The 23,153-nt window shown below is 67.3% G+C and carries 25 protein-coding genes and 1 riboswitch; of the genes, 19 read left to right on the top strand and 6 right to left on the bottom strand.

Annotation, left to right across the window (positions count from 1 at the left end; genetic code table 11):
• Window positions 1-9 precede the first annotated feature (9 nt).
• The 3 genes from JI739_RS16275 to JI739_RS16265 all read right to left on the bottom strand — a co-directional run bounded on the left by JI739_RS16275 (window position 10) and on the right by JI739_RS16265 (window position 2,461).
• Complete coding sequence (locus JI739_RS16275) at window positions 10-420, bottom strand: RidA family protein (protein ID WP_201684988.1); 411 nt, start codon at window positions 418-420, stop codon at window positions 10-12.
• 76 nt (window positions 421-496) lie between these two features.
• Window positions 497-1,513, bottom strand: a complete 1,017-nt coding sequence (locus tag JI739_RS16270; protein ID WP_201684987.1) for an ABC transporter substrate-binding protein — start codon at window positions 1,511-1,513, stop codon at window positions 497-499.
• A 42-nt stretch (window positions 1,514-1,555) separates the two neighbouring features.
• Window positions 1,556-2,461, bottom strand: coding sequence for an ABC transporter ATP-binding protein (locus JI739_RS16265; RefSeq protein WP_201684986.1), 906 nt, complete (start codon window positions 2,459-2,461; stop codon window positions 1,556-1,558).
• 262 nt (window positions 2,462-2,723) lie between these two features.
• Between JI739_RS16265 and JI739_RS16260 the strand changes: the two genes are divergently transcribed.
• From JI739_RS16260 to JI739_RS16195, 14 genes are all read left to right on the top strand, one after another.
• On the top strand, window positions 2,724-3,980 hold the full coding sequence (locus JI739_RS16260; RefSeq protein ID WP_201684985.1) for an aromatic ring-hydroxylating oxygenase subunit alpha: 1,257 nt from the start codon (window positions 2,724-2,726) through the stop codon (window positions 3,978-3,980).
• The gene (locus tag JI739_RS16255) at window positions 3,977-4,450 is read left to right on the top strand and encodes an aromatic-ring-hydroxylating dioxygenase subunit beta (RefSeq protein WP_201684984.1); all 474 of its coding nucleotides are present in this window, start codon (window positions 3,977-3,979) and stop codon (window positions 4,448-4,450) included. Before JI739_RS16260 ends, JI739_RS16255 begins: the two co-directional genes overlap by 4 nt.
• A 15-nt stretch (window positions 4,451-4,465) precedes the next feature.
• A complete protein-coding gene (locus tag JI739_RS16250) occupies window positions 4,466-5,203 on the top strand; it encodes a GntR family transcriptional regulator (RefSeq protein ID WP_201684983.1) in 738 nt (245 codons plus the stop codon).
• Entirely contained in the window at window positions 5,200-5,943 is a 744-nt protein-coding gene (locus JI739_RS16245) for an SDR family NAD(P)-dependent oxidoreductase (protein ID WP_201684982.1), read from the top strand. Before JI739_RS16250 ends, JI739_RS16245 begins: the two co-directional genes overlap by 4 nt.
• A gap of 55 nt (window positions 5,944-5,998) precedes the next feature.
• Entirely contained in the window at window positions 5,999-6,778 is a 780-nt protein-coding gene (locus JI739_RS16240) for an SDR family oxidoreductase (protein WP_201684981.1), read from the top strand.
• Between the two features lie 67 nt (window positions 6,779-6,845).
• Window positions 6,846-6,957, top strand: a riboswitch (TPP riboswitch).
• A 62-nt stretch (window positions 6,958-7,019) separates the two neighbouring features.
• The gene (thiC, locus tag JI739_RS16235; protein WP_201684980.1) at window positions 7,020-8,831 is read left to right on the top strand and encodes a phosphomethylpyrimidine synthase ThiC; all 1,812 of its coding nucleotides are present in this window, start codon (window positions 7,020-7,022) and stop codon (window positions 8,829-8,831) included.
• Window positions 8,832-8,908: 77 nt separating this feature from the next.
• Window positions 8,909-9,664 (top strand): SDR family NAD(P)-dependent oxidoreductase, encoded by a 756-nt coding sequence (locus tag JI739_RS16230; protein WP_201684979.1) that lies wholly within the window; start codon window positions 8,909-8,911, stop codon window positions 9,662-9,664.
• 8 nt (window positions 9,665-9,672) lie between these two features.
• Window positions 9,673-10,569, top strand: a complete 897-nt coding sequence (locus JI739_RS16225) for a LysR family transcriptional regulator (RefSeq protein ID WP_201684978.1) — start codon at window positions 9,673-9,675, stop codon at window positions 10,567-10,569.
• Window positions 10,570-10,852: 283 nt separating this feature from the next.
• A complete protein-coding gene (locus JI739_RS16220; RefSeq protein ID WP_201684977.1) occupies window positions 10,853-11,839 on the top strand; it encodes a substrate-binding domain-containing protein in 987 nt (328 codons plus the stop codon).
• 31 nt (window positions 11,840-11,870) lie between these two features.
• Window positions 11,871-13,115, top strand: coding sequence for an aromatic ring-hydroxylating oxygenase subunit alpha (locus tag JI739_RS16215; protein ID WP_201684976.1), 1,245 nt, complete (start codon window positions 11,871-11,873; stop codon window positions 13,113-13,115).
• 12 nt (window positions 13,116-13,127) lie between these two features.
• Window positions 13,128-13,505, top strand: a complete 378-nt coding sequence (locus JI739_RS16210) for a RidA family protein (RefSeq protein WP_201684975.1) — start codon at window positions 13,128-13,130, stop codon at window positions 13,503-13,505.
• An 80-nt stretch (window positions 13,506-13,585) separates the two neighbouring features.
• The gene (locus tag JI739_RS16205) at window positions 13,586-14,491 is read left to right on the top strand and encodes a substrate-binding domain-containing protein (protein ID WP_201684974.1); all 906 of its coding nucleotides are present in this window, start codon (window positions 13,586-13,588) and stop codon (window positions 14,489-14,491) included.
• Between the two features lie 70 nt (window positions 14,492-14,561).
• Window positions 14,562-15,563: a tripartite tricarboxylate transporter substrate-binding protein gene (locus tag JI739_RS16200; RefSeq protein WP_201684973.1), complete on the top strand. Its 1,002-nt coding sequence runs from the start codon at window positions 14,562-14,564 to the stop codon at window positions 15,561-15,563.
• A gap of 12 nt (window positions 15,564-15,575) precedes the next feature.
• Window positions 15,576-16,310 (top strand): SDR family oxidoreductase, encoded by a 735-nt coding sequence (locus tag JI739_RS16195; RefSeq protein ID WP_201684972.1) that lies wholly within the window; start codon window positions 15,576-15,578, stop codon window positions 16,308-16,310.
• 35 nt (window positions 16,311-16,345) lie between these two features.
• Here the strand turns inward: JI739_RS16195 and JI739_RS16190 are convergent, their stop codons facing one another.
• The gene (locus tag JI739_RS16190) at window positions 16,346-17,008 is read right to left on the bottom strand and encodes a ChrR family anti-sigma-E factor (protein ID WP_201684971.1); all 663 of its coding nucleotides are present in this window, start codon (window positions 17,006-17,008) and stop codon (window positions 16,346-16,348) included.
• Window positions 17,005-17,589 carry a sigma-70 family RNA polymerase sigma factor gene (locus JI739_RS16185; RefSeq protein ID WP_236589782.1) on the bottom strand — a complete coding sequence of 195 codons (585 nt, stop codon included), beginning with the start codon at window positions 17,587-17,589 and terminating at the stop codon, window positions 17,005-17,007. The genes JI739_RS16190 and JI739_RS16185 overlap by 4 nt, the downstream gene beginning before the upstream one ends.
• Before the next feature lie 317 nt (window positions 17,590-17,906).
• Between JI739_RS16185 and JI739_RS16180 the strand changes: the two genes are divergently transcribed.
• Genes JI739_RS16180 through JI739_RS16165 form a run of 5 tightly spaced genes read left to right on the top strand, consistent with a single transcriptional unit; the run spans window position 17,907 to window position 21,619 of the window.
• Complete coding sequence (locus JI739_RS16180) at window positions 17,907-19,421, top strand: DUF4331 domain-containing protein (protein WP_201684969.1); 1,515 nt, start codon at window positions 17,907-17,909, stop codon at window positions 19,419-19,421.
• 15 nt (window positions 19,422-19,436) lie between these two features.
• On the top strand, window positions 19,437-19,700 hold the full coding sequence (locus tag JI739_RS24530) for a hypothetical protein (RefSeq protein ID WP_236589779.1): 264 nt from the start codon (window positions 19,437-19,439) through the stop codon (window positions 19,698-19,700).
• A gap of 47 nt (window positions 19,701-19,747) precedes the next feature.
• Window positions 19,748-20,314 (top strand): HupE/UreJ family protein, encoded by a 567-nt coding sequence (locus tag JI739_RS16175; protein WP_236589777.1) that lies wholly within the window; start codon window positions 19,748-19,750, stop codon window positions 20,312-20,314.
• Window positions 20,315-20,319: 5 nt separating this feature from the next.
• Entirely contained in the window at window positions 20,320-21,114 is a 795-nt protein-coding gene (locus JI739_RS16170) for a DUF4198 domain-containing protein (RefSeq protein WP_201684967.1), read from the top strand.
• The gene (locus JI739_RS16165; protein ID WP_201684966.1) at window positions 21,104-21,619 is read left to right on the top strand and encodes a hypothetical protein; all 516 of its coding nucleotides are present in this window, start codon (window positions 21,104-21,106) and stop codon (window positions 21,617-21,619) included. The genes JI739_RS16170 and JI739_RS16165 overlap by 11 nt, the downstream gene beginning before the upstream one ends.
• Before the next feature lie 38 nt (window positions 21,620-21,657).
• On the opposite strand, the gene dbpA is transcribed toward JI739_RS16165, so the two are convergent.
• Window positions 21,658-23,037 (bottom strand): ATP-dependent RNA helicase DbpA, encoded by a 1,380-nt coding sequence (gene dbpA, locus JI739_RS16160; protein ID WP_201684965.1) that lies wholly within the window; start codon window positions 23,035-23,037, stop codon window positions 21,658-21,660.
• Between the last annotated feature and the right edge of the window lie 116 nt (window positions 23,038-23,153).

The raw sequence follows: 23,153 nt of genomic DNA, 5'->3' as shown, positions 1-23,153 counted from the left end.
GGGAGCGGGTCAGCGGGGGATGCCGGCGACGGCCTCGATCTCCACCTTCATGCCGGGCACCGCAAGCTGGTGCACCGCGAACAGGGTGCTGGCGGGGCGGTGCTCGCCGAAGTACTCCTGCCGCACCGGGTTGATCAACTGGCGGTCGTTCACGTCGGTGAGGTACACGGTGACCTTCAGGATGTCGGCGAAGGATGCGCCCGCGGCGGCCAGCGCCTTGCGCATGTTCTCGAAGACCTGTCGGGTCTGGGCGGCCACGTCGTCACCCCCTACCACGCGGCCTTCCTCGTCCAGCGGCGCCATGCCGGAGACGAACAGCAGGTCGCCGAAACGCACGGCGTCGCAGTAGTGGCTGATGGGCGGGTTCACGCCCGGGGCGGAGTATTCCTGGCGTTGCGGGTTGGAGGCGGTCATCGGCATCGGTGGGTCCTGGTGGATCGCGGCGGACGGCGCAGCCGGTGGCGGGCACCCCGGCTGCCGTCGCGCCCGATGGGTTTCAGTTCACGAAGCGGTTGGTGAAGTAGGTGGTGGCCGGCACCGTCTTCTTGATGATCTGGCGCTTGAGCGCCCAGTCGCGCGCCTCGGCCCAGACCTTCTCGTCCTGGCGGAACACCTCGCCGCTCGGGCCCGTCCAGTGCGTGGCCGTCATCTGGTGCATCTTCTCGTGCTGCGGCTTGGTGAACTGCGTGTTCTTGGCGGCAATCCACGAGATCGCTTCCTGGGGGTTGGTGCGCCATTCCTCCACGCCCTTGCGCGTGGCGCGCAGGAAGCGGCAGGTGGTGGCGGCGTTCTTCTCGATCCAGTTCTCGTTGCCCACCAGGAGCTGGTAGTACATCTTGGGCACGCCGAAGTCGGTGTACATCAGCCAGCCGGCGCCCTTGTTGCCCTGCGCGATCATCTGGTCGTTGGCGACCATGCCCTCGCCGTAGGTCAGGCCATGCGCCGCGTCGATGCGGTCGGTCAGGATCATTTCCTTGTGGGCGAAGCCGGGGTCGACGATCTTCACGTCGTTGCGGGTCAGGCCGCCGGCCTCGAGCACGGTGCTCAGGAACGCCTGAGCGTCCTGCTTGGGCCCGACGCCCAGCGTCATGCCCTTGAGGTCGGCCGCCGACTTGATGGGCTTTTCGCCCTTGAAGAACAGGCCCGAGGACAGCACGCGCATGGTGGTGCCGACCGACACGATCGGAATGCCCTGCTCGCGCGCCATCATCACTTCGGGCACGTAGGTGAGGCTGAAGGTCACGCGCTCCGCGGCGACCAGGCGGATGGGATCGGCGGGGTTGGCCGGCGACATCAGGTTCACCGTGATGCCCTCATCCTTGTAGAAGCCCTTGAGCTGCGCCGCCACGATCGGCCCCTGCGAGGCCCAGGGCAGCCAGTCGGCCATGACGCTGATCTCCTTGGCCTCCGGCGGACGGTCGCAGGCGGAGGCCGCCTGCGTCTGCGCCGACAAGGGGGCGGCGGCCATCGCAAGGGCGACGAGCGCCAACTTCGGTAGGGCTGGGACTTTCATGGGGCAGGCTCCTTCAGGAAAAGAGGGCGCGGGGGGGGTGAACTAAGGGCGGTCGGCCATCTGCTCGGCACGCAGGCTGTCGTCGTAGATCTGCTCGAGGATGTCCTTCTTCAGCCGCACGAAGGCGTCGGACGTGAGCATCTCGCGGTGTCGCGGGCGCGGCAGGTCGATGGTGAACTCGCCCTTGATGCGGCCAGGCCGGGCCGACATCGTGAGCACGCGATCGGACAGGAACACGGCCTCCTCGATGTCGTGGGTGATGAACACCACGGTGCGGTGCTCCTTCTCCCAGATGCCCAGCAGCCAGGCCTGCATGACCGAGCGCGTGAGCGCATCGAGCGCGCCGAAGGGTTCGTCGAGCAGCAGGCAATCGGTGTCGAGCACCAGGGTGCGCATCAGCGCCACCCGCTGGCGCATGCCCCCGGACAGCTGCGAGGGGTACTTGTCGGCGAAGGCCGCGAGCTCGAAGCGTTGCAGCAGCGCGAGCGCCTTTGCGCGTGCGGCGGACCCCGACACGCCATGCACCTCCAGCCCGAGGGCCACGTTCTCGACGATGGTGCGCCAGGGCAGCAGCAGGTCTTTCTGGAACATGTAGCCGAAGCGGCCGCGGCGCTCGCCCGCCTCTTCGCCGTGGATGCGGATGCGCCCGCGGGTGGGCTGGTCCAGCCCGGCGAGCAGGTTCAGCACGGTGCTCTTGCCGCAGCCGCTGGGGCCGACGATGGTGAGGAACTCGCCCGGGTAGGCGTCGATGTGCACGTCGTCCACCGCCACGACGGCGCCGGCACTGCCTTCGGTGCCGAAGACGCGGCTCACGCCTTCCAGGCTGACGTGGGGAACGCGCGGGTGCAGGTGCGCGCGTGCGGCGCCGAGGGGCGCCAGGGGCACCTCGTCAACGCCGGCCCCGGCCGCCTGTGCCGGGATCCTGCTTGCCTCGAGCTCGCGTCGCATACGTCCCCTGCAAAAGTGGATACGCGGATACGATTCATCGTAGAAGCGGACCCACAAATGTCAAGGCGGTTTTCTGGCCCTTTTCTTCGGGGAAACGCGAAGACTCGGCGCATCGGCCGCCCCCATGCCGGTCCGTCGAAGCCGAGTTTCTGGTGCTTGTTCGCGTTGACGCCCCCCAGGAGTGAGGCCTATATTGGATACAGTTTCACGCCATTGCGGCTTGGAGCAGCTAGAGCAGCAGCATCTGCATCCATGGAGGCCCATGCGAACCTTCGAAGACCTGCGTTGGCCCGCGGCCGACATGACGCGCATTCCCTTTGCCGCGTACCGCGAACGCGCCATCTACGAACAGGAGCAGGAGCGCATCTTTCGCGGGCGCACCTGGAACTACCTGGCGCTGGAAGCCGAAGTGCCCGATCCCGGCAGCTATGTCACCAGCTACCTGGGCGATACCCCGGTGGTGGTGAGCCGCGATGCCGACGGCCAACTGCATGCCTTCGTGAACCGCTGCGCCCACCGGGGCGCCATCGTGCGGCGCGAAGCGCAGGGCCAGGCCAACGAGCATGTCTGCTGCTACCACCAGTGGACCTACAACCTGCAGGGCGACCTGATCGCCGTGCCGTTCAGGCGCGGTGTCAAGGGCAAGGGCGGGCTGCCACCGGACTTCGACACCGCCAGGCATTCGCTGCGCAAGCTCAGGGTGCAGTCGTATTCGGGCGCGATCTTCGGCACCCTCTCGCCCGACGTGGAGCCGCTGGAGGACTACCTCGACGAGCCGATGTGCGCGCAGCTCGAACGCCTGCTGCACAAGCCGGTTCGCGTGCTGGGTTACCAGCGCCAGGTGGTGCACGGCAACTGGAAGCTGTATGCGGACAACCTGCGCGACCCCAACCACGGCGGGCTGCTGCACATGTTCCAGATCACCTTCGGCATCGCCCGCCTGAGCAACTGGGGCGGCGCGCGCATGGACCGCCGGCATCGCCACAACATCTCCTTCACCGCCGAGAGCACGGCCACGCTGGGCAAGGACGATTACCAGCAGACCAGCCGCGGTGACGGCCAGATCAAGCTGGAGAACGCAGCCATGCTGCATTACCGGCCCGAATTCCCCGACCCCATGAGCCTGTCGATCATGTCGATCTTTCCCAACGTGGTGTTCCACCAGATCGGCAACAGCCTGGCCACCCGGCAGATCCGCACGCGCAGCGAATCCGAGTTCGAGATCTACTGGACCTACTACGGCTACCCCGACGACGACGAGTCCATGACCGAGCACCGCCTGCAGCAGGCCAACCTGGCGGGACCCGGCGGCTACATCTCCATGGAAGACGGCGAAGCGATCGAGCTGGTACATAAGGCGCTGGTGCGCGAGCAGGACGCGTATTCCTTCGTCGAGATCGGCGGCCGCGGCGAGCCGGCAGACCAGGACACGCTGGTGACCGAGGTGCCGATGCGCGGCTTCTGGATGGCCTGGCGCGAACTCATGTCCACGCCTTCGACCCCGCAGGAGCGGCCATGACCGAGACCCAGCTCATGGAGCAGGTGCGGCGCCTGCTCGCCGACTGCTGCGCCCACCTGGACGACGGCCAGCTGGAAAGGTGGAGCGACTGCTTCACCGAAGACGCCGTCTACCGCATCGTCGCCCGCGAGAACCACGTGCGCGGGCTGCCGCTGTCGCTGCTCACGTGCGACAACAAGGCCATGATCCGCGACCGCGTGGCATCGCTGCGCCAGGCCAACATCTACAACATCCACACCGACCGCCACGTGATCAGCGAACCGCGCGTGACGGCACAGGCCGGCGACGAATGGCAGGTGGAGACGAGCTACGCCCTGTTCCAGACCAGCCAGGAAGGACAGAGCTTCGTCTTCAGCGTCGGCGTGTACCAGGACACCGTGGTGTTCACGGGCGGTGCCCCGAAGTTCAAGCGCAGGCTGGTCATCACCGACACTGCGGCCATCCGCACCTTGCTCTCCACGCCGATCTGAAGCGCCCCCCACCCCATGCCATCCCATTCCACGGACCCCTCCACCGCGACGCAGGCCTACTGGCAGGCCTACGGCCACATCCGCAACAAGATCCTGTCCGGCGAGTTCGCGGGCGGCGAGCGCATCAACCCCGCCGACATCGGCGATGAACTGGGCATCAGCCGCATGCCCGCGCGCGAGGCCTTGCGACAGCTCGACGCCGAAGGGCTGGTGACCATCCGGCCCAACCGCGGCGCCGTCGTCACCGAGCTGACCCCCGCCGAAGTGTCCGAGCTGTTCGAGATGCGGGCCGTGCTCGAGGCCCTGGCCGCGCGGCTCGCCCTGCCCCACCTCACGGCAGACGACCTGGTGGAGCTGGAGACGCTGCGCCAGCGCATGGACCGGGCGCGCGGCGACGTGAAGCTCTGGATCCAGCGGCACAACGAGTTCCACGACTTCATCGTGGCCCACGCCAGTCGGCCGCGCCTGGCCGGCGACATCCGCCGCATGCGCGACGCGTTGCAGCCCCACCTGCTGCTCTACATCGATGTCTACAAGGCCACCGAGATGAGCGGGTTCGAGCATGAAACCATGATGGACGCGATCCGCAGCAAGAACGCGCAGTTGCTGGAACTGTGCGTGCGCGACCACGTGATGAGTGCTGGCGATGGCGTGATCGCCTTCCTGGAACAGCGGCAGGCAGCCGCCGCGCCGCGCCGCGGCCGCGCGAGAGCGGCCGTCGCCGCGGAACCCAAGCAGGTCATGGCGCCATGAAGCCCGTCGCGCTGGTGACCGGCGCCGGATCCGGCATCGGACTGGCCGTGGCCCAGCGCCTCTGCGGCGATGGCTGGCAGGTGGTCGGCCTGGCGCGGCGGGAGCAGGTCCTTCGTGAGCGGCTGCCTGGCGGATGCGACGTGCTCGCCTGCGACGTGGCCGACGCCGGCGCCGTCGACCGAGCCATGGCGCAACTGCTGCAAAGCCACGGCCGCCTGGACGCGGTGGTGAACTGCGCCGGCATCGTGCACCGGGGACTCCTGCAGGATCAGTCGCTGGCGCACATCGACTCGCAGATCGACATCAACCTGCGCGGCACCATCCACGTCATTCGCGCGTCGATCGCGGCCTTGAAGGCCACGCGCGGCAGCATCGTCAACTTCAGCTCCACGCTCGGCCAGCACCCCGTGCCCGGAGTGTCGATCTATGCCGCGACCAAGGGCGCCATCGAGGCGCTGACCCGCGCCATGTCCATCGAGCTGGCGGCCGACGGGGTCCGCGTCAACGCGATCTCCCCCGCTCTGGTGCGCAGCGAGATCTGGCAAGCGGCGGGCATGAGCGACGGCGACTACCAGGCGCTGATGGCCGCCCGCGCGCGCGAGTACCCGCTGGGTCGCGTGGGTGAACCGGAAGACGTGTCGGCGCTGGTGGCGTTCCTGCTGTCGCCGAACGCGGGCTGGCTCACGGGGCTGTGCATTCCGGTCGACGGGGGAAGCAGCGTGAACCTGGTGCGACGATAGCGACCGCGGACGGGTGTACAACGCGCCCTATCGCAACGACGACTGGAGACACATCGTGGACTTGGGAATTGCCGGGCGCACCGCCTTCATCATGGCTTCATCGAGCGGCCTGGGCCTGGCCTGCGCCAAGGCGCTCGCGGCCGAGGGCGTGGACGTGTGGCTCAACTCGCGCGACGAAGGCCGCCTGCAGGCCGCGGCCGCCGAGGTGCTGCAGGCCACCGGCCGGCCGGCGCGCACCGTGGCCGCCGACATCACCACCGAGGCCGGCCGCGCCGCCGTGTTCGCGGCCGTTCCCGAGGTCGACATCCTGGTGACCAACAACCAGGGCCCCAAGCCCGGCAAGCTGGAGGAGTGGGACCACGACGCCTGGGTGGGCGCGTTCGAGAGCAACATGATTCCCCATGCCCTCTTCATCCGCCGCTATGTGCCCGGCATGCGCGCGCGCCGGTTCGGGCGCATCGTGAACATCACCTCGGCCATGGTCAAGTCGCCGCGCGTGCACCAGTCGCTTTCCAGCGCGGCCCGCACCGCACTGACGGGTTTCTCGAAGGCGCTGTCGATCGAGGTGGCCCCGGACAACGTGACCATCAACAACCTGCTGCCCGAACGCATCGACACCCCGCGCCAGCGCGACCTGGCCGAGCAACTGATGGCGCAGCACCACATCACGCTGGAGGAGGCGCGCCAGCGCTTCGCCGACAGCATCGCGGCCAGGCGCATGGGTACCCCGGAGGAATTCGCCAGCGCCTGCGCCTACCTGTGCTCGGCGCAGGCAGGCTTCATCTCGGGGCAGAACCTGCAGGTGGACGGCGGGTCGTACCGGGGCGTGGTCTGAGCCTTTGACGATGGCCGCCGCCCACGCCAGGATTGCCACGAAGGCTCTGTGTTTCCTGTGTACAGTTGGCCCCGCTCCGGGGTGCGAGCGGCCAGAGGCCGCATTCGCTGAGATGGCAAGACCAAACCCGTGAACTTGAACCGGTTCGTACCGGCGTAAGGAGAGCTGAAGGCAGTGCCCATCCACGGGCTGGCCCGCCGTCCTCCCGGAGCAGTTCTCAACTCTCCGAACAGGATGGACCATGAATACCCCCGACTCCATGGCGCACCGGCTGGCGCGCACGCGCGAACCGCACCCCGCGTCGCGCAAGGCTTTCGCCCCGGGCGAGCTGCACCCGGACCTCAGGGTCCCCATGCGCGAGGTCAGCCTATCCAATGGCGAACGCGTCACGCTGTACGACACCTCAGGCCCCTACACCGATCCGGCCGTGGACATCGACGTGCGCCGCGGATTGCCAGCGCCGCGCTCGCCCTGGGTCTTCGCGCGCGCCGATACCGAAACCTACGCCGGCCGCGCGCCCCAGGCTGGGGACGACGGACGACGCGGCGCGGGCCCGGACCCACGCCTGGATGCGCTCCGGGAGCAGGCACGCGCCCTGGCGCGTCAACCACGTCGGGCTGTAGCGGGCGCGACTGTCACGCAGATGCACTACGCGCGGCGCGGCATCGTAACGCCGGAGATGGAGTACGCCGCCATCCGCGAGAACGGCCGGCGCGAATGGATGGCGGAGTACCTCGCGGACGCCGAGCGTGCCGAACGCCTGCGGGGCAATTCCATGGGCGCGCAGATTCCGGAGTGCATCACGCCGGAGTTCGTGCGGCAGGAGGTGGCGCGCGGACGCGCCGTGATCCCCGCCAACATCAACCATCCCGAACTCGAGCCGATGGCCATCGGACGCAACTTCCTGGTCAAGGTGAACGCGAACATCGGCAATTCGGCCGTGACCTCCAGCATCGAAGAGGAAGTCGAGAAGCTGGTCTGGGCCACCCGCTGGGGCGCCGATACGGTGATGGATCTTTCCACCGGCCGCAATATCCACACCACGCGCGACTGGATCATCCGCAACTCGCCGGTACCCATCGGCACGGTACCCATCTACCAGGCGCTGGAAAAGGTCGGCGGCGTGGCGGAAGACCTGACCTGGTCGATCTTCCGGGACACGCTGGTCGAGCAGGCCGAGCAGGGCGTGGACTACTTCACCATCCACGCCGGTTTGCGCCTGCCGTTCATCCCGCTCACCGCCAGGCGCCGCACCGGCATCGTCTCGCGCGGGGGATCCATCCTGGCCAAGTGGTGCATGGCCCACCACCGCGAGAACTTCCTGTACACGCACTTCGAGGAGATCTGCGACATCATGAAGTCGTACGACGTGACCTTCTCGCTCGGGGACGGCCTGCGACCGGGATCGGGCGCGGACGCGAACGACGAGGCGCAGTTCGCGGAGCTGCGCACGCTGGGAGAGCTGACGCAGATCGCCTGGCAGCACGACGTGCAGACCCTCATCGAAGGCCCGGGACATGTGCCGATGCACCTGATCCAGGCCAACATGACGGAGCAGCTGAAGCAATGCCACGAGGCGCCCTTCTACACCTTGGGGCCCCTGACCATCGACGTGGCGCCGGGGCATGACCACATCGCCAGCGCCATCGGCGCCGCCATGATCGGCTGGTTCGGCACCGCCATGCTGTGCTACGTCACGCCCAAGGAACACCTCGGCTTGCCGAACCGCGACGACGTCAAGCAGGGCTTGATCGCGTACAAGATCGCCGCCCACGCGGCAGACGTCGCCAAGGGACATCCGGGGGCACGGGCGTGGGACGAGGCGCTGTCGAAGGCACGGTTCGAATTCCGCTGGCAGGACCAGTTCAACCTGTCGCTGGACCCGGAGACGGCCAAGGACTTCCACGACGAAACCTTGCCGGCGGAAGGGGCCAAGGTGGCGCACTTCTGTTCGATGTGCGGTCCGAAGTTCTGCTCGATGAAGATCTCGCAAGACGTGCGCGAGTTCGCCGCAGGCCGCGGGAACTCATGGCGCCCGATATACCCCGGTTAGACTTTGTGCAGCCATACGCCCGCCCCATGGCCCATGGGGCGGGTCCCGCTTCACACCCCGTCAAAAGGACACCCCTCATGAACGATCTCAAGGGCAAGGCCGTCTTGATCACGGGCGCCTCCACTGGCATCGGTGCCGGGTGCGCCCGGGCACTGGGCGCACTCGGTGCCAGGGTGGCGGTGCACTACAACAGCTCCAGGTCGGCCGCCGACGAGGTGGTCGCCGACATCGTGAAGTCCGGGGGCGACGCCTTCGCGCTGCAGGGCGACCTGCGCCAGAGCGCGCACTGCGAGCGGGTGGTGACCGAGGCGGCCACCCGCTGGGGGCGGCTCGACGTGTTGATCAACAACGCCGGCTCGATGGTGCCGCGCGTGCCAGTCACCGAGATCACCGACGAGTTGTTCGACGAGATCATCAACCTGAACGTGCGCTCCACCTTGATGTGCACCAAGCACGCGGTGGGGCACATGAAGGACGGCGGCAGCATCATCAACCTGACCAGCGTGGCCGCGCGCACCGGCGGCGGACCCGGTGCCATGCTGTACGCCGGCTCCAAGGGCTACATCAGCGTGGCGACCAAGGCCATGGCGCGTGAACTGGTGAGCCGCAACATCCGTGTCAACGCAGTCGCCCCCGGCGTGATCCAGACGCCCCTGCACGACAAGTTCTCGACGCCGCAACAACTCGAAGCGCTGCGCCAAGGCATTCCCATGGGGCGCGTGGGCACGGTGGACGAGTGCGTGGGCGCGTTCATCTATCTCGCCTCGGCACAGCTGTCGAGCTATGTCACGGGCCAGGTGATCGAAGTCAACGGCGGGCAGTTCATGCCCTGACCGCTCGCATGATCGAGCTGCGGCATCTGCGGTATTTCATGGCGGTGGCGGAAGAACTGCACTTCAGCCGTGCGGCCCTTCGCCTCAACATGTCGCAGCCGCCGCTGAGTCAGCAGATCCGGCAGCTGGAAGAAGAGATCGGCGCGCAGCTCTTCGTGCGCAACAAGCGGTCGGTGACGCTGACCAACGCGGGCCGGGACATGTATGAACACCTGTCCCCCTGGATCGACGAGCTGAGCGAAATCTTCGCCCGAACGCGCCTGATCTCGGAGGGCGAGCGCGGCAGTCTCAGCGTGGGCTGCAGCTACACGACCAGTCACCGCCTCGTGCCCGAGGTGGTGCGCATCTTCGCCGAGCGATACCCCACGGTCACCATCAAGCTGCTGGAGCAGCCCTTCGCGCGGCAGGTGGAGGCCTTGATCCGCGGCTTCGTCGATGTGGCGATCATCCGCCTGCCGGTGTCGCACTCGGAGCTGGTGTCCAGGGAGCTCTACGAGGAATCGCTGGTGGCCGTGCTGCCGCACAAGCACCGCCTGGCCGGCAAGAGCAAGCTGCGGTTGCGCGACTTGAAAGACGAGGTCTTCCTGACCCCGAGCCGCCATCCGGCGGGGTTGTTCGATTCGGTCCAGACCATTTGCGAACACGTGGGCGGCTTCAAGCCCACGGTCCTGGACATCAGTTCATCCGCCAATTCGGCGGTGGCGCTGGCGGGCGCCGGAATGGGCGTCACGCTGGTGCCCGATGCGGTGCGCCACGCCGACCACAAGACCGTGGTCTACAAGACCCTGGTGGACTCGCCCCGATCGATGGTCGGCGTGGTCTGGCGGCGCGCGAATGCGTCTCCCGTCACGCAGCTTTTTGTGGACGTCGCCACCGAAGTGGCTGCCGTGTCTCCCATCGGCTGAGGCCCTGCTTCGCGCGGCGGGCGCCCCGCGCAGTGATTCGTGCCACGACTAAGAGGCGGGCCAATCGATATTGGACCGGGCTCGCGGCCCACTTCGAGAATGCACCTGAACACCCCTGTGGCAGCTGCACCCGTTGTGGCACCCATTCCAACGGTGGGCGCGCGCCGCGCGGTTGCCTGGTAAGTCGCCACAGGAATTTGTTGGCTCAAGCATCCAGGAAGGAAAAGCCTTGAAGCTGGTTCGATACGGCGCTTGCGCCCAGTGCCAGGCGGGAAGCTGATCGATGGCCCTCGAGCTGTCCCTGTCCTGCCTGCCGTCCGACCGGACCTACGCCCTGTACGACGGTGGGGTGCAACCGGCCGGCATCAACCTGAACGTGCTGCCGTTCGGCGATGACGATCCCTATTGGTCATGGCGCAAGACGCGCAACCACCTCTTCGACGTCTCGGAGATGTCGATCTCCAACTACCTGATCCAGCTCGACCAGGGCAACACCGACCTGATCGCCCTGCCCGTCTTTCTGTCACGGGGTTTCCGCCACGCCAACCTGTTCGTGAACCCCGCCTCGGGCATCCACACGCCGCAGGACCTGAAGGGCAAGAAGGTCGGCATGGCCTTCTACGACCCGACCACGCCGGTGTGGGTCCGGGGCTTCCTGCAGCATCAGTACGGCGTGTCACCCTCTGACATTCGGTGGCACCTGTTCGAGCTGTCCCTCAAGGGCATGAGCATTTCGCTGCCCGCAGACGTCAAGGTGACGATCCTGTCGCGGCAGAAACCGCTGGACCAATGGCTGGTCGAGGGAGAGATCGACGCCCTCATCAACGCCGGCCAGCCACCTCGTTTGTTCCAGGCTGGGGATCCCCGCATCGTCCCGCTGTTCGCCGACTTCCATGAAGAAGAGCTTGCTTTCTACCGCCAGTTCAAGCTGTTCCCGATCATTCACACGGTGGTGCTGAAGCGGCACATTCATCAGCAACACCCGTGGGTGGCCCAGAGCCTGTACGACGCTTTCTGCCAAGCCAAGCAAGCGGCCCCTTTGTCCGCCATGGCTCTCGACGGGCACTTGAAGTACACCCTGCCCCTTCTGCACGCCTACGTCGAGGAGACACAGGCTGTGTTCAAGCGGGACCCGTGGATTTATGGCCTGTCGAACAACAAGCCAGAAATCGAGACATTGATCCGGTATTGCCGCGAACAGGGCCTGGTCAAGTCCGGGCTGTCGCTGGAACAGGCATTCATCCCCGACTTGAACGAGGCGCTCTGCTGATCGAGCCGGACAAGCAAAGGAATCGCGCCGAATGACCACCCCCGAACAGAACGAGACCCTCACCCGCGTGGGCAAAGGCACCCGCATGGGTGAGTTGCTGCGTCGCTATTGGCACCCCGTCGCACTGAGCTCGGAGTTCGAGGTGGCGCGCATCAAGAAGGTGAAGATCCTGGGCGAAGAGCTGGTGCTCTATCGCGACCAGTCCGGCACCCTCGGGCTGATCGACAAGACCTGCAGGCACCGCGGCGCTTCCCTGGAGCACGGGATCATCCAGCGCGAGGGCATTCGCTGCGCCTACCACGGGTGGCAGTTCAACGAACGCGGGAAGTGCCTGGACCGGCCGTGCGAGCCCGAAGGCGGCACGTCGACCTCGCGCATCGAGATCAAGGCCTATCCCGTCATCGAAAAAGGCGGCCTGTTGTTCGCCTACCTGGGGCCCGCACCGGCACCCGAATTCCCCAGGTTCGAGGTGTTCGAAGAAGGCAATGTGGTCAAGACGATCGGCTACGCCACCGTGGGCGTGAACTGGCTGCAGATCATGGAGAACTCCATGGACCCGGTGCACGTGGAATGGCTGCATGGGCACTTCTCGATCCAGGAGTACGGCCGCAGCGAGCCGCCCTTCGACACGTTCGCCAAGCGCCACGTCAAGATCGCGTTCGAGGAATTCGAGTACGGGATCATCAAGAAGCGGCTGCTGGAGGGACAGAAAGAGGAAGAGTCCTCCGACTGGACGACAGGTCATCCCATGATCTTCCCGAACATGCTCCTCGTGGGGGACACCCGGGTCCACCAGTTCCAGATCCGCGTTCCGGTGGACGACGTGACGACGCTTCACTATTGGTACAACTGCTTCCGCCCGGCCGATGGCGTGGACATTCCAGACCATTACCCGACGACGTCTTACGAAGTGCCGACCCGGGACAGCCACGGCCAATACATCAAGGACTACGTCGATGGCCAGGACATCATGCTGTGGGAGTCGCAAGGCGCCATCAACGACCGAACGCAAGAGCTCCTGGGCACCACCGATCGCGGCATCGTGCAATACCGCCGGATGCTGATTCGGGAGAGCGACAAGGTCGCCAGGGGCGAGGACCCGATGTGCGTGTTCAGGCAGCCCGTGCCGATTCACCTGCCGGTCGAGGAAAACCGGCACGGCTTGCCGCCCGGGGCGTTCCTGAACCACACGGCCAGCCGGGACTACCGCTACGCCCCGAATATCGACGAGATCGTTCAGATGGTCAGTGGCGCCACCGTCGGCGCGGACAACTAGGAGGCAACGACGATGCGAGACTTCATCAACCTGCCCAGCGGCAAGAAGGCAGGCCCGCCGTTGACCACGGCCATCCGCTGTGGCGACACGCTCTATGTGTCGGGCCAGACCCCGATGGACCTGCACACTGGAAAGTTCATCGAGGGCGACATCGCCACGCAGACCCGGCAGGTACTCGACAACGTCAAGTGGATCCTGGGCGAGTGCCAGTCGAGCCTGGCCGACGTGGTGAAGGTCACGGTGTACCTCACCGACCTCGACGACTTCGCGGCATTCAACGAGGTCTACAAGGAATACTTCAAGGAGCCGTATCCGGTGCGAACGCTGGTGGGCGCCAAGCTGCTGTTCACCTTCAACGTCGAGATCGATGTGATCGCCCGTATCGGCTGACGCGGCCCCAAGGAGCTCCCGGCGTGACCCGCAAACTCCCCTTGTCCCTGGCGTGCATCCGATACGACCGGACCCGCGCCGTGCTGGACGGCACACTCGCGCCCGAGGGCATCGACCTGGTGACGCGGGAGATCGTCGATCACGACAGCGCCTGGCTGATACCCATTCACTACCGCATCTTCGATGTGGCCGAGATGCCGTTGACAAACTACGTCATTGCGCTCGATGCGGGACACACGGATTTGGTCGCTTTGCCGATTTTCCTGTCCCGGTCGTTCCGGCACTCGACCGTGTACATCAACAAGAATTCCGGCATCACGGACGCCAGGGACCTGGAAGGCAAGCGGGTAGGCATCGGCAACTACTTTGGATCGACCACGCTCTGGGCGCGCGGCTTGCTGAGTGACGAGTACCAGGTCGACCTGGACGCCATTCAATGGGTCACGCGAAACAAGGTGCCGCCGAACAAGCTGCCCCCTTCGGCCCGCCTGCAGGTTCTGGAAGGACAGCAAAGCCTGGAGCAGCTGCTGCAGGCCGGTGAGATCGATGCCCTCGTCACCGAACGCCCCCCCCAGGCCTACCAGCGCGTGCCCCATGTGGCGCGGCTATTCGAGGACTACAAGAGCGAAGAGATTCGCTTCTACGAAAAGACCAAGGTCTTTCCGATCAGGCATGTGCTGGTCCTCAAGAGGCACATCCATGAGAAGCACCCCTGGGTGGCGCAGAGCCTTTACAAGCTGTTCGACCTGGCAAAGAACGAGGCGAGCCCGGGGCGCATGTTCGACGGGCATTCCAGGTTCATGCTGCCCTCGCTGCAATACGCGATAGCCGAAACCCGAAGGCTGTTTGGCGACGATTGCTGGCCTTACGGGTTGCCGAAGAACACGCCAACGCTGGAAGCATTTGCAAGGCATTGCCACGACCAGGCCTACACGGCCAGGCGCTACAGGCCCGAGGAGTTGTTTGCGGACGTCGTGAGCTTCTAGCGCATGGCGGGTTCGAGGTGGTCCCCAGGGGGCCCGGCATTCGGTAAGTCGATTCAACAGGAGTTTGACGATGCAGATCACGAAACCTTCGGCGGTAACCCGCCTGTCTTGCGTGGTGTTCTGTGCGCTGCTGGGCGCCACCGCTGCCGCGCAGGCACAGGCGCCCGCCAGCTATCCGAGCAAGCAGGTGGACATCACGGTGCCGTTCGCGCCCGGGGGCGGCGTGGATCTTCTGGCGCGCCTCATCGCGCAGCCTCTGGGGGTCGCTTCCAACCAGAACGTCATCGTGGAGAACCGCCCGGGTGCCAGCGGAACGATCGCGGCGCGGCACGTCGCCGGTCGGCCGGCCGACGGGCACTCGCTGCTGATGATGAACGACACGTATGCCATCGTGGCCGCTGCCAGCAAGAAGCTGCCGTTCGACGCCAAGAAGGACATCGCGCCCGTGCTGATCGTGGCTTATGCGCCGCAGCTGCTGGTGACCTCGCCGCAGTCGCCGTTGCGCACGTTCGGCGATGTGCTCAAGGCGGGCAAGGCCAAGGACGCGAAACTCTCGTACGGCGCCTGCGGCGCGGGCACGCCCGGCCACCTGGGTGCGGAGTCGTTGAACCTCGAATTCGACATGAACATCCTGCACATTCCGTACAAGGGATGCGGCCCGACCATGGTCGACGTGATGGGTGGCGGACTCGACATGGCCTGGGTCACGCTGGGCGCTGCCGTGCCTCACGTCAAGGCCGGCAAGTTGAGGGCGATCGCCGTGTCCGCCAAGGAACGCTCCTTGGCGCTGCCAGACGTGCCCACCGTGGCCGAGAGCGGCGCCCCCGGCTTCAACTTCAGCTCGTGGCAGGCAGTCGGCGTTCCCGGCGGCACGCCAGAGAACGTGAAGACCCAGGTGTATGCCGCCATTGCCCGGATCCTGAAGACGGACGCGATGCAAAAGCGGCTCACGGAGCTGGGGTACACGCCTGCCAACCTGGACGACACGCCGCGTGCCGTCAATCAGGTGGTCGATGGGGACATCGACAAGTTCACCACCCTGACCCGGCGAATCAACTTCGCCATGGATTGAGACGGAGCTTGCATGCGCTTGAAGAACAAGACCGCCCTGGTGACCGCCGCCGGCCAAGGCATCGGCCGCGCGAGCGTGCTGGCCATGGCCGCGGAGGGCGCCCAGGTGCTGGCCACGGACGTGAATCCCGCGCTGCTGGAGGCCTACGAGGGCGTGACCCATGTCACCACGGCCACGCTCGACGTCACCGACAAGGCCGCCATCGGACGCATCGTGGCGCAGATGCCGCGCGTCGATGTCCTCTTCAACTGCGCTGGTGTCGTGCACAACGGCTCCATCCTGCAGGCGACCGACGCCGAGTGGGAGTTCGGTTTCAACCTGAACGTGCGTGCCCAGTTCTGGGCCATCCAGGCCGTGTTGCCCAAGATGCTGGAAGCGGGCGGCGGCAGCGTCATCAACATGTCCAGTGCGTGCAGCAGCCTCAAGGGCTTGCCCAACCGCTTCATCTACGGCGCCACCAAGGCCGCCGTGATCGGCCTGACCAAGGCCGTGGCGGCCGACTACGTGCGTGCGGGCATCCGCTGCAACTGCATCGCGCCGGGCACCGTGGACACGCCTTCGCTGGCCGAGCGCATCAACAGCTACGCCGATCCGGTGCAGGCGCGCAAGGACTTCGTCGCCCGGCAGCCGATGGGGCGGCTGGCACAGGCGCATGAGATCGCCCCCATCATTGTTTATCTGGCGAGTGACGAGTCGGTATTCGCGACGGGCCAGGTGTTCTCGGTCGATGGCGGAATGACGATCTGAAAGCTGCAGTTCGCTCGAGCTGCGGGCCTCCTATTTCAGACCCCCACCCAGCGGGCGATGGTTGCGGCGATGCCGCTGTCGAAGCGCAGGCGCCCTTCGATCCAGGTCAGGCACACGCACATCGCGCCGGGCTGGGCCACCAGCTCGTGCTGCACGTCGGCATCCGCCGTGTCGAAGTCGCCCGGGCCGAAGACGGCCCGGCCGTCCGAGAACGCGCCGCACAGGACCTGGGTCAGCTCCAGTCGCTCGTGCCCATGCCGTGGGAAGCTGCGCCCGGGTTCGATCCCGAACAGGAACAGCGAACCGCCGTTTCCATGCGCAAGCCGCACACGGCAGATCCGCCTGCCAGGCCCGACCCTGCGCCAGGGACCGAGCTCGCAGCCGCGCAGGCTGGCCGGCCAGGCGCAGTCGCTGGGAAGCCACGACGCGGCTGGCGGTACCGCGCCCTCCTGTCGCCGAGGCGGCCGCTGCGGCACGTCGCCCAGGCGCTGGAGCGTCGCGGCAAGCGCGTTGGCCGCAAGGGCGTGCGGCTCGCTTTGTTCCAGCAGCGCGCCGCCCACCGCGTTCAACACGCGCAGCCTGCCGGCGCACTCGGGGCAGCTTTCGACATGGGCCGAGACGACCGCCTCGGGTCCAGCGCCCAGGCGGCCCGCGGCCAGCGCGAGCAGGGATTCTTCGGGGGGATGGTGTCCGATCATGGTGCGAGCTGATCCAGTTTTCGGCGGAGCTGGGCGACCGCCAGCCGGATGCGCGATTTCACCGTGCCCAGCGGAAGCTTCAGCTCTCGGGCGATGGTGGCGTGCGGCTGTTCCTCGAAAAAGGACAGCCGCAGGACCAATGCGTGCTCGGGCGGCAGTTCCGCCAACGCGCGGCGCACGCTGAACTCGCGCTCGGCCACCTGCGCCCATTCATCAGGCCCGGGCTGCGGATCGGCGACCTGCGGGGCCTCGTCCCCCGCCTCGCTGTCGGGATCCGGGTACGCGCCCGCGGCGACGTCCAGCTTCGCGCGGCGGAAGTAGTCGACGCGCAGGTTGCGCGTGATCGTGAAGACCCAGGTGGACAGCGCCGCGCGCTGCGGATCGAATGTGGCGGCACGCCGCCAGAGGATCACCATCGCCTCCTGCGCCAGGTCTTCGGCCACTGGCGCCGGCGTGCCCGACCGGACGAGAAAGCCCTTCACGCGCGGCGCGAAATGCCGGAACAGTGCGGCGAACGCCTCGCGATCGCCGTTGCTGGCGACGGCGCAGATCCACTCGTTCAACTGGTCGTTGGTCGGCATACGGAAAAAGTCGCCCCGGGGGCGATGGCGCGAAAACGCGTCGGCACGCCGGACGGTTCGGCCGCGAGCCGGTGCCATCCTGGTTGAAGCGGCGGGGGTCATGACCCTTGTACGCCGCGCGAGGGCGATTGGATCACGAGCCGCGATGGCCATCCGGAACGCACCCGATGCCTGGGCCGTACGACGCGGCCTCGTCCTACACACCGACTCACCCGCGTCTACGTACCACCGTCACCATGCGCTAGTTCCCAGGGCGCGTGGCGGCTCATCCACCACCCGCATGTGCTCTTCACCCAGCAACAGCGTCAGGAGTTCTTATGAAAATCCCGTTTCCGACAGCCGGTGTCGTCATCGCGCTTTGCGCCGCGACGGCCAGCATGGCATCCAGCCACCGTGAGGCACCGGCCATCGCCGGCATGCCCAAGGTCGACGCCACCGATCTCTACATGTTCCGAAGCTACGAGAGCGGGCGCCAGGACTACGTGACGATCCTGGCCAACTACATGCCGTTCCAGGATCCGCAGGGCGGACCCAACTACTACATGTTCGATCCGGACGCCCTGTACGAGATCCACATCGACAACAACGGCGACGCGAAGGAAGACCTCAGCTTCCAGTTCAGATTCCAGAACACGTCCAAGGGCACGCCGATCATGGTCGGTGGCAAGCCAGTGAAAATTCCGCTGATCATCAATGGAGGCGTGTCCGGCGTGAACCCGGCCTCGCTGCTCGTGCGGGAGACTTACAGCATGGACGTGGTGCGCGGTGACCGGCGCAGCGGCACCCGCTCGGCCGTCGTGAACACCGCCGGCGGCGCCAGCACCTTCGACAAGCCGGTGGACAACATCGGCGAGAAGACCTTCGGAGGCGCGGGCGGCTATGCGGCCTACGCGGCCCAGCACCTCTACACCGTGGCCCTGCCCGGCTGCAGCGCACCGGCCAAGGTGTTCGTGGGGCAACGCAAGGAGCCGTTCTACATCGCCGTGGGCAAGAGCTTCGACCTGTTCAACCTGAACCCCCTCGGCGCCGAGAGCGGCGGCAACAACAACGACCTCGAGGGCAAGAACATCAGCACCATCGCGATGGAGGTGCCGATCGCCTGCCTGACCAGCGGCAGCGATCCGGTCATCGGCGCCTTCACCACCGCCAGCGTGCGCCAGGCTCGTCTGGTGGATGGCGATCCGCCCAGCGGCATCGGCCGGGCCAGCAAAGCCGGCGGTGCGTGGACACAGGTCTCGCGCCTGGGCATGCCGCTGGTCAATGAACTGGTGATCGGGCTGGACGACAAGGACCGCTTCAATGCGTCCAAGCCCAGGGACGACGCGAAGTTCATCGACTACGTGACCAACCCCACCCTGCCGGCGCTGATCCAGACGCTGTTCCCGAGCGCGGTCGCGCCGACCAAGTTTCCGCGCACCGACCTGGTGGCGGCCTTCCTCACCGGCATCGCCGGCTTGAACAAGCCCCTGAACGTGACGCCCAGCGAGATGCTGCGCCTGAACACCAGCATTGCGCCGACGCCTCTTGGCTCGCAGAACCCGCTGGGCGTGGCGGGCGGTGACAACGCGGGCTTCCCCAATGGGCGGCGCCCGGCCGACGATACGGTGGACCTGTCCTTGCGCGTGGCCATGGGCGCCCTGTGCGTGCTGACTGGCAACAGCGATGCCTTGCAGGTCGGCTGTGCACCATCGGACGCGCCGGCCGGCGGCCTGGCCTTGACCGACGGCGTGCGCAAGACCGCCGCCAACTACGGCGCGGCCTTCCCGTACCTCACGACGCCGCTTCCCGGCAACTTCAACCCGGCCCCGGCGGCAGGCACCACCTACCCCTGAAGCGGAGACCTCACGATGAACATCAAGAACGCATGGACCCTGGCCGCGGCGTGCACGCTGTTGGTCGCCTGCGGCGGCGGTGGCGGTGGCGGCGACGGCATCGATACCGGTGCCGGCGGCACGACCCAAACCGTGCCGCAGTCCGCCCTGGGGAGTGTGGGCGCCCTGGTGACCTACCTGAAGGAGCTGATCGGCACGGCCAGCGACACGGTCGAGCCGCTGTCGCTGGGCAACATCACCTTGCCGGTGGCCGACACGGCCGAACCCACCGCCCTGTGACGCAGGTGGCCAACCCCTCGGGCGTTGCGGGCAGCAGGAGGGCCGGCTTGTCGGCGGCCCTCCTGCTGTTCTGCGACGCGGCTTTCGCGCACGTGGCGCAAGCCGGCGAGCGCGGCTTGGTCTCGGGCCTGCTCCATCCGGTGCAGGGCCTGGACCACCTGCTGGCCATGGTGGCGGTCGGCATCTGGGGCGCCTTTCTGGGCGCTCCACTCATTTGGGCGCTGCCCGTCGTCTTTCCCCTGCTGATGGTGGTGGGCGCCTTGCTGGGCATGGCCGGTGTGCCGCTGCCCTCGGTCGAGGCGGGCATCGCCCTTTCCGTGGCGCTGCTCGGGCTGGCCATCGTGGCCGCCTGGCGCGCGCCCACGGCCGCGGCGCTTGCGCTGGTGGCCGCATTCGGCGTGCTGCACGGTCACGCGCACGGCACCGAATTGCCCGAGGCCGCGTCGCCGGCTGCTTACGCCGCAGGATTCGTGATCGCGACCGGCCTCTTGCACCTGCTGGGCATCGCCCTGGGGCAGATCGAGCGCCTACCGCGTGGCAGAGCCGTGTTGCGCGGCGCCGGTGCGACCATGGCGCTCGCCGGCGTGCTGATGTGGGTGGGGCTGCTGGCATGACCACCATGGGCCGCGTCCCCGCGGGCCTTTGCGCGTTGACGCTGTCGTGGACGGCATATGCCCACGACAGCTGGCTGAGCCGCCCCCCGGGCGATGCCGACGCGAGGCTGCTGCAGCTGGAGCTGGCCACCGGGCCGCGCTTTCCGCTGCGTGACTCACGCCCGGGCGCGGCCAGCCTCGCGCAGGCCGCGTGCCGTGGCCCAGGCGGCGCTGCGGCCCTCTTGACGCCGCGCCAGGAACACCCAGACAAGCTCGAGCTGCGGGCGCGCCTGGATGCATCGGGCGGCGCCGCATGCTGGGTCGAGCTCAAGCCGCACCAGGCGGAGATGACACCCGAACTGGTCGATACCTACTTCAGGGAAATCCGGCCCGCGCCGGAGATCCAGGCGCGATGGGCGCAGCAGCGCGCAAAGTCCATTGCCTGGCGCGAGACCTATCGCAAGTTCATCAGGATCGAGCTGCCGGCTGCAGACGGCGCGCCAGTTGCCGCAGCCCTTCGCCAAGCGCAGGGGCTGGCCCTGGAGATCGTTCCCATGGGAAGCGATGCGATCCGCGTCGGCCAGCCCACCACCTACCAGGTCTTTCGCGATGGCGCGCCGCTGGCAGGCCAGTGGCTGGAGTTCGTGAACGACCGCCACGCACTGGGCGTCTGGCGGCAAAGTGATGCCCAGGGCCAGGTCCGGCTGGCCCTGCCCTTTGCCGGCCGCTGGCTGCTTCGGGCCACCCAACTGGAGATGCCGGAGCAGGACACGCAGCCGTGGCGCAGCCGGTTCGCCACGCTTCTCGTGCATGCCCGCTGAGGGCACTGGCAGCGTGGCCGAAGGCGCCCTCTTTTTCCTGCAGCAGCCGATGGCGGTCGCGCTGCTCGTTGCCGCGGCACTGCTGGCGCGGGTGATCCGGCCCGCAGCCGCGTGGGCGGCGGTGGCCGTCTTGCTGGCTGGCGCCGTCGGCTCCGTCGTGTTCCCCCCGGCCCGTTGGCACAACGCCGCCGTGGCGGTAGCTCTCGCCATCCTCGGTGCGTGGGCGATGGCCGGCCTGCGTCCGCGCGCGCGTGCGCTGCTGCCGGCCATGGCGCCGGTGGGCCTGGCGGTCGGCATGAGCGGCGGCATTCCGGCCGCCACCTGGACGGAGATCGCCGGCACGCTCGTGGCCGCAGGCCTGCTGTTCGGGGTGCTGTACGTCGTTTTTCAATACGCGGATCAGCGGCTGGCACCTGCCCTGCGGCAAGTCGCACCACGCGTGTTGGGCGCCTGGTTGGCGGCGATGGGCTTGCTGATGGCGGCGCTGTATGTGCTGGCCAGGTGAGCCGACGCCACCGCCTCCAAGACACTCGCGCAAGCCGCTCAGTCACCCAGCAGCCGCGCCTTGAAACTGCGCCCCTTGATGCGGCCACCGTTCAGGCGCGACGCCGCTTCGGCAGCCAGGTCGCGACGAATGGCGACATAGGTGGCGAACTCGTTGATGTCGATCTTGCCCACCTGTTCGCGCGTGTAGCCCAGGTCGGACGTGAGCGCACCCAGCACGTCACCGGGCCGGATCTTCTCCTTGCGTCCGGCCTGGATATGGATGGTCGCCATGGTGGGCAGCAGGCGCGGCGCGTCGGAACCCGTGAGTTCGGACAAGGGCCGCCACGCGGAAGGCCGCCCCGACAACTCGTCGATGCGCCCCACCGCGCCCATCTCGTCCATGCTGGCCAGGCTCAAGGCCAGGCCCTTCTCGCCAGCGCGGCCGGTGCGGCCGATCCGGTGCACATGCACCTCGGGGTCGGGGGTGACCTCCACGTTGATGACGACGTCCAGCCCGGCCACATCCAGGCCCCGGGCCGCGACATCGGTGGCCACCAGCACCGAGGTACTGCCGTTGGCGAACTGCACCAGCACCTGGTCGCGTTCACGCTGCTCGAGATCGCCGTGCAGCGCCAGCGCGCTGTAGCCCTGGGCCTGCAGCAAGTTGGCGAGTTCGCGGCAGCGGGCCCGGGTGTTGCAGAACGCCAGCGTGCGCTCGGGCCGGAAGTGATCCAGCAGCCGCGCCACGGCCCGCAGCCGCTCGGATTCGCCCACCTCGTACCAGCGCTGCTCGATCTGCTCGCCACCGTGCTGCGCGTCCACCTTGACCGTGACGGGTTCGCGCAGGAAGCGCGCCGCCAACTGGGCGATCCCCTCGGGGTATGTGGCCGAAAACAGCAGCGTCTGCCGGCTGGAGGGGCACTGCCGCGCCACCTTCTCGATGTCGGCCGAAAAGCCCATGTCCAGCATGCGGTCGGCCTCGTCCAGCACCAGCGTGTTGAGCGCCTCCAGGGACAGGTTGCCGCGGTCCAGGTGGTCCATCACCCGCCCGGGCGTGCCGACCACCACGTGCGCGCCGTGCCCCAGGCTTGCCGTCTGGCCGCGCAGCGGCACGCCGCCCGACAGCGTGACCACCTTGACGTTGTCTTCGGAGCGCGCGAGCCGGCGGATTTCGCTCGTGACCTGGTCGGCGAGTTCACGCGTGGGGCACAACACCAGCGACTGCACCGCGAAGCGGCGCGCATTGAGGTTGGCCAGCAAAGCCAGCGCGAACGCGGCGGTCTTGCCGCTGCCGGTTTTCGCCTGCGCGATCAGGTCCTTGCCGAGCAGGGCCGCGGGCAGGCTGGCGGCCTGGATGGGTGTCATCTCCAGATAGCCGAGCTGGCGCAGGTTTTCCAGCGTGGCAGGCGACAGGGGGAGCGAATCGAAACGGGACAAATCAGCCTCAGCTTTCCAGGTTCTCGGGGAACGCCGGCTTCAAGGGGAACAAGTGCGGGCGTGCGTCGCCGCGGCCTGCGATTCTATTGGCGCAGTGGCTCCTGCCCGCCAGGTCC

This window comes from Ramlibacter aurantiacus, assembly GCF_016722895.1.
Classification (GTDB): domain Bacteria; phylum Pseudomonadota; class Gammaproteobacteria; order Burkholderiales; family Burkholderiaceae_C; genus Ramlibacter; species Ramlibacter aurantiacus.
This window is presented reverse-complemented; position numbering and strand designations above follow the sequence as displayed.

Coding starts and splice junctions, on each gene's coding strand:
- JI739_RS16275 (WP_201684988.1), bottom strand. CDS start 420: ATGCCGATGACCGCCTCCAACCCGCAACGCCAGGAATACTCCGCCCCG.
- JI739_RS16270 (WP_201684987.1), bottom strand. CDS start 1,513: ATGAAAGTCCCAGCCCTACCGAAGTTGGCGCTCGTCGCCCTTGCGATG.
- JI739_RS16265 (WP_201684986.1), bottom strand. CDS start 2,461: ATGCGACGCGAGCTCGAGGCAAGCAGGATCCCGGCACAGGCGGCCGGG.
- JI739_RS16260 (WP_201684985.1), top strand. CDS start 2,724: ATGCGAACCTTCGAAGACCTGCGTTGGCCCGCGGCCGACATGACGCGC.
- JI739_RS16255 (WP_201684984.1), top strand. CDS start 3,977: ATGACCGAGACCCAGCTCATGGAGCAGGTGCGGCGCCTGCTCGCCGAC.
- JI739_RS16250 (WP_201684983.1), top strand. CDS start 4,466: ATGCCATCCCATTCCACGGACCCCTCCACCGCGACGCAGGCCTACTGG.
- JI739_RS16245 (WP_201684982.1), top strand. CDS start 5,200: ATGAAGCCCGTCGCGCTGGTGACCGGCGCCGGATCCGGCATCGGACTG.
- thiC (WP_201684980.1), top strand. CDS start 7,020: ATGAATACCCCCGACTCCATGGCGCACCGGCTGGCGCGCACGCGCGAA.
- JI739_RS16230 (WP_201684979.1), top strand. CDS start 8,909: ATGAACGATCTCAAGGGCAAGGCCGTCTTGATCACGGGCGCCTCCACT.
- JI739_RS16225 (WP_201684978.1), top strand. CDS start 9,673: ATGATCGAGCTGCGGCATCTGCGGTATTTCATGGCGGTGGCGGAAGAA.
- JI739_RS16220 (WP_201684977.1), top strand. CDS start 10,853: ATGGCCCTCGAGCTGTCCCTGTCCTGCCTGCCGTCCGACCGGACCTAC.
- JI739_RS16215 (WP_201684976.1), top strand. CDS start 11,871: ATGACCACCCCCGAACAGAACGAGACCCTCACCCGCGTGGGCAAAGGC.
- JI739_RS16210 (WP_201684975.1), top strand. CDS start 13,128: ATGCGAGACTTCATCAACCTGCCCAGCGGCAAGAAGGCAGGCCCGCCG.
- JI739_RS16200 (WP_201684973.1), top strand. CDS start 14,562: ATGCAGATCACGAAACCTTCGGCGGTAACCCGCCTGTCTTGCGTGGTG.
- JI739_RS16195 (WP_201684972.1), top strand. CDS start 15,576: ATGCGCTTGAAGAACAAGACCGCCCTGGTGACCGCCGCCGGCCAAGGC.
- JI739_RS16190 (WP_201684971.1), bottom strand. CDS start 17,008: ATGATCGGACACCATCCCCCCGAAGAATCCCTGCTCGCGCTGGCCGCG.
- JI739_RS16185 (WP_236589782.1), bottom strand. CDS start 17,589: ATGCCGACCAACGACCAGTTGAACGAGTGGATCTGCGCCGTCGCCAGC.
- JI739_RS16180 (WP_201684969.1), top strand. CDS start 17,907: ATGAAAATCCCGTTTCCGACAGCCGGTGTCGTCATCGCGCTTTGCGCC.
- JI739_RS24530 (WP_236589779.1), top strand. CDS start 19,437: ATGAACATCAAGAACGCATGGACCCTGGCCGCGGCGTGCACGCTGTTG.
- JI739_RS16170 (WP_201684967.1), top strand. CDS start 20,320: ATGGGCCGCGTCCCCGCGGGCCTTTGCGCGTTGACGCTGTCGTGGACG.
- JI739_RS16165 (WP_201684966.1), top strand. CDS start 21,104: ATGCCCGCTGAGGGCACTGGCAGCGTGGCCGAAGGCGCCCTCTTTTTC.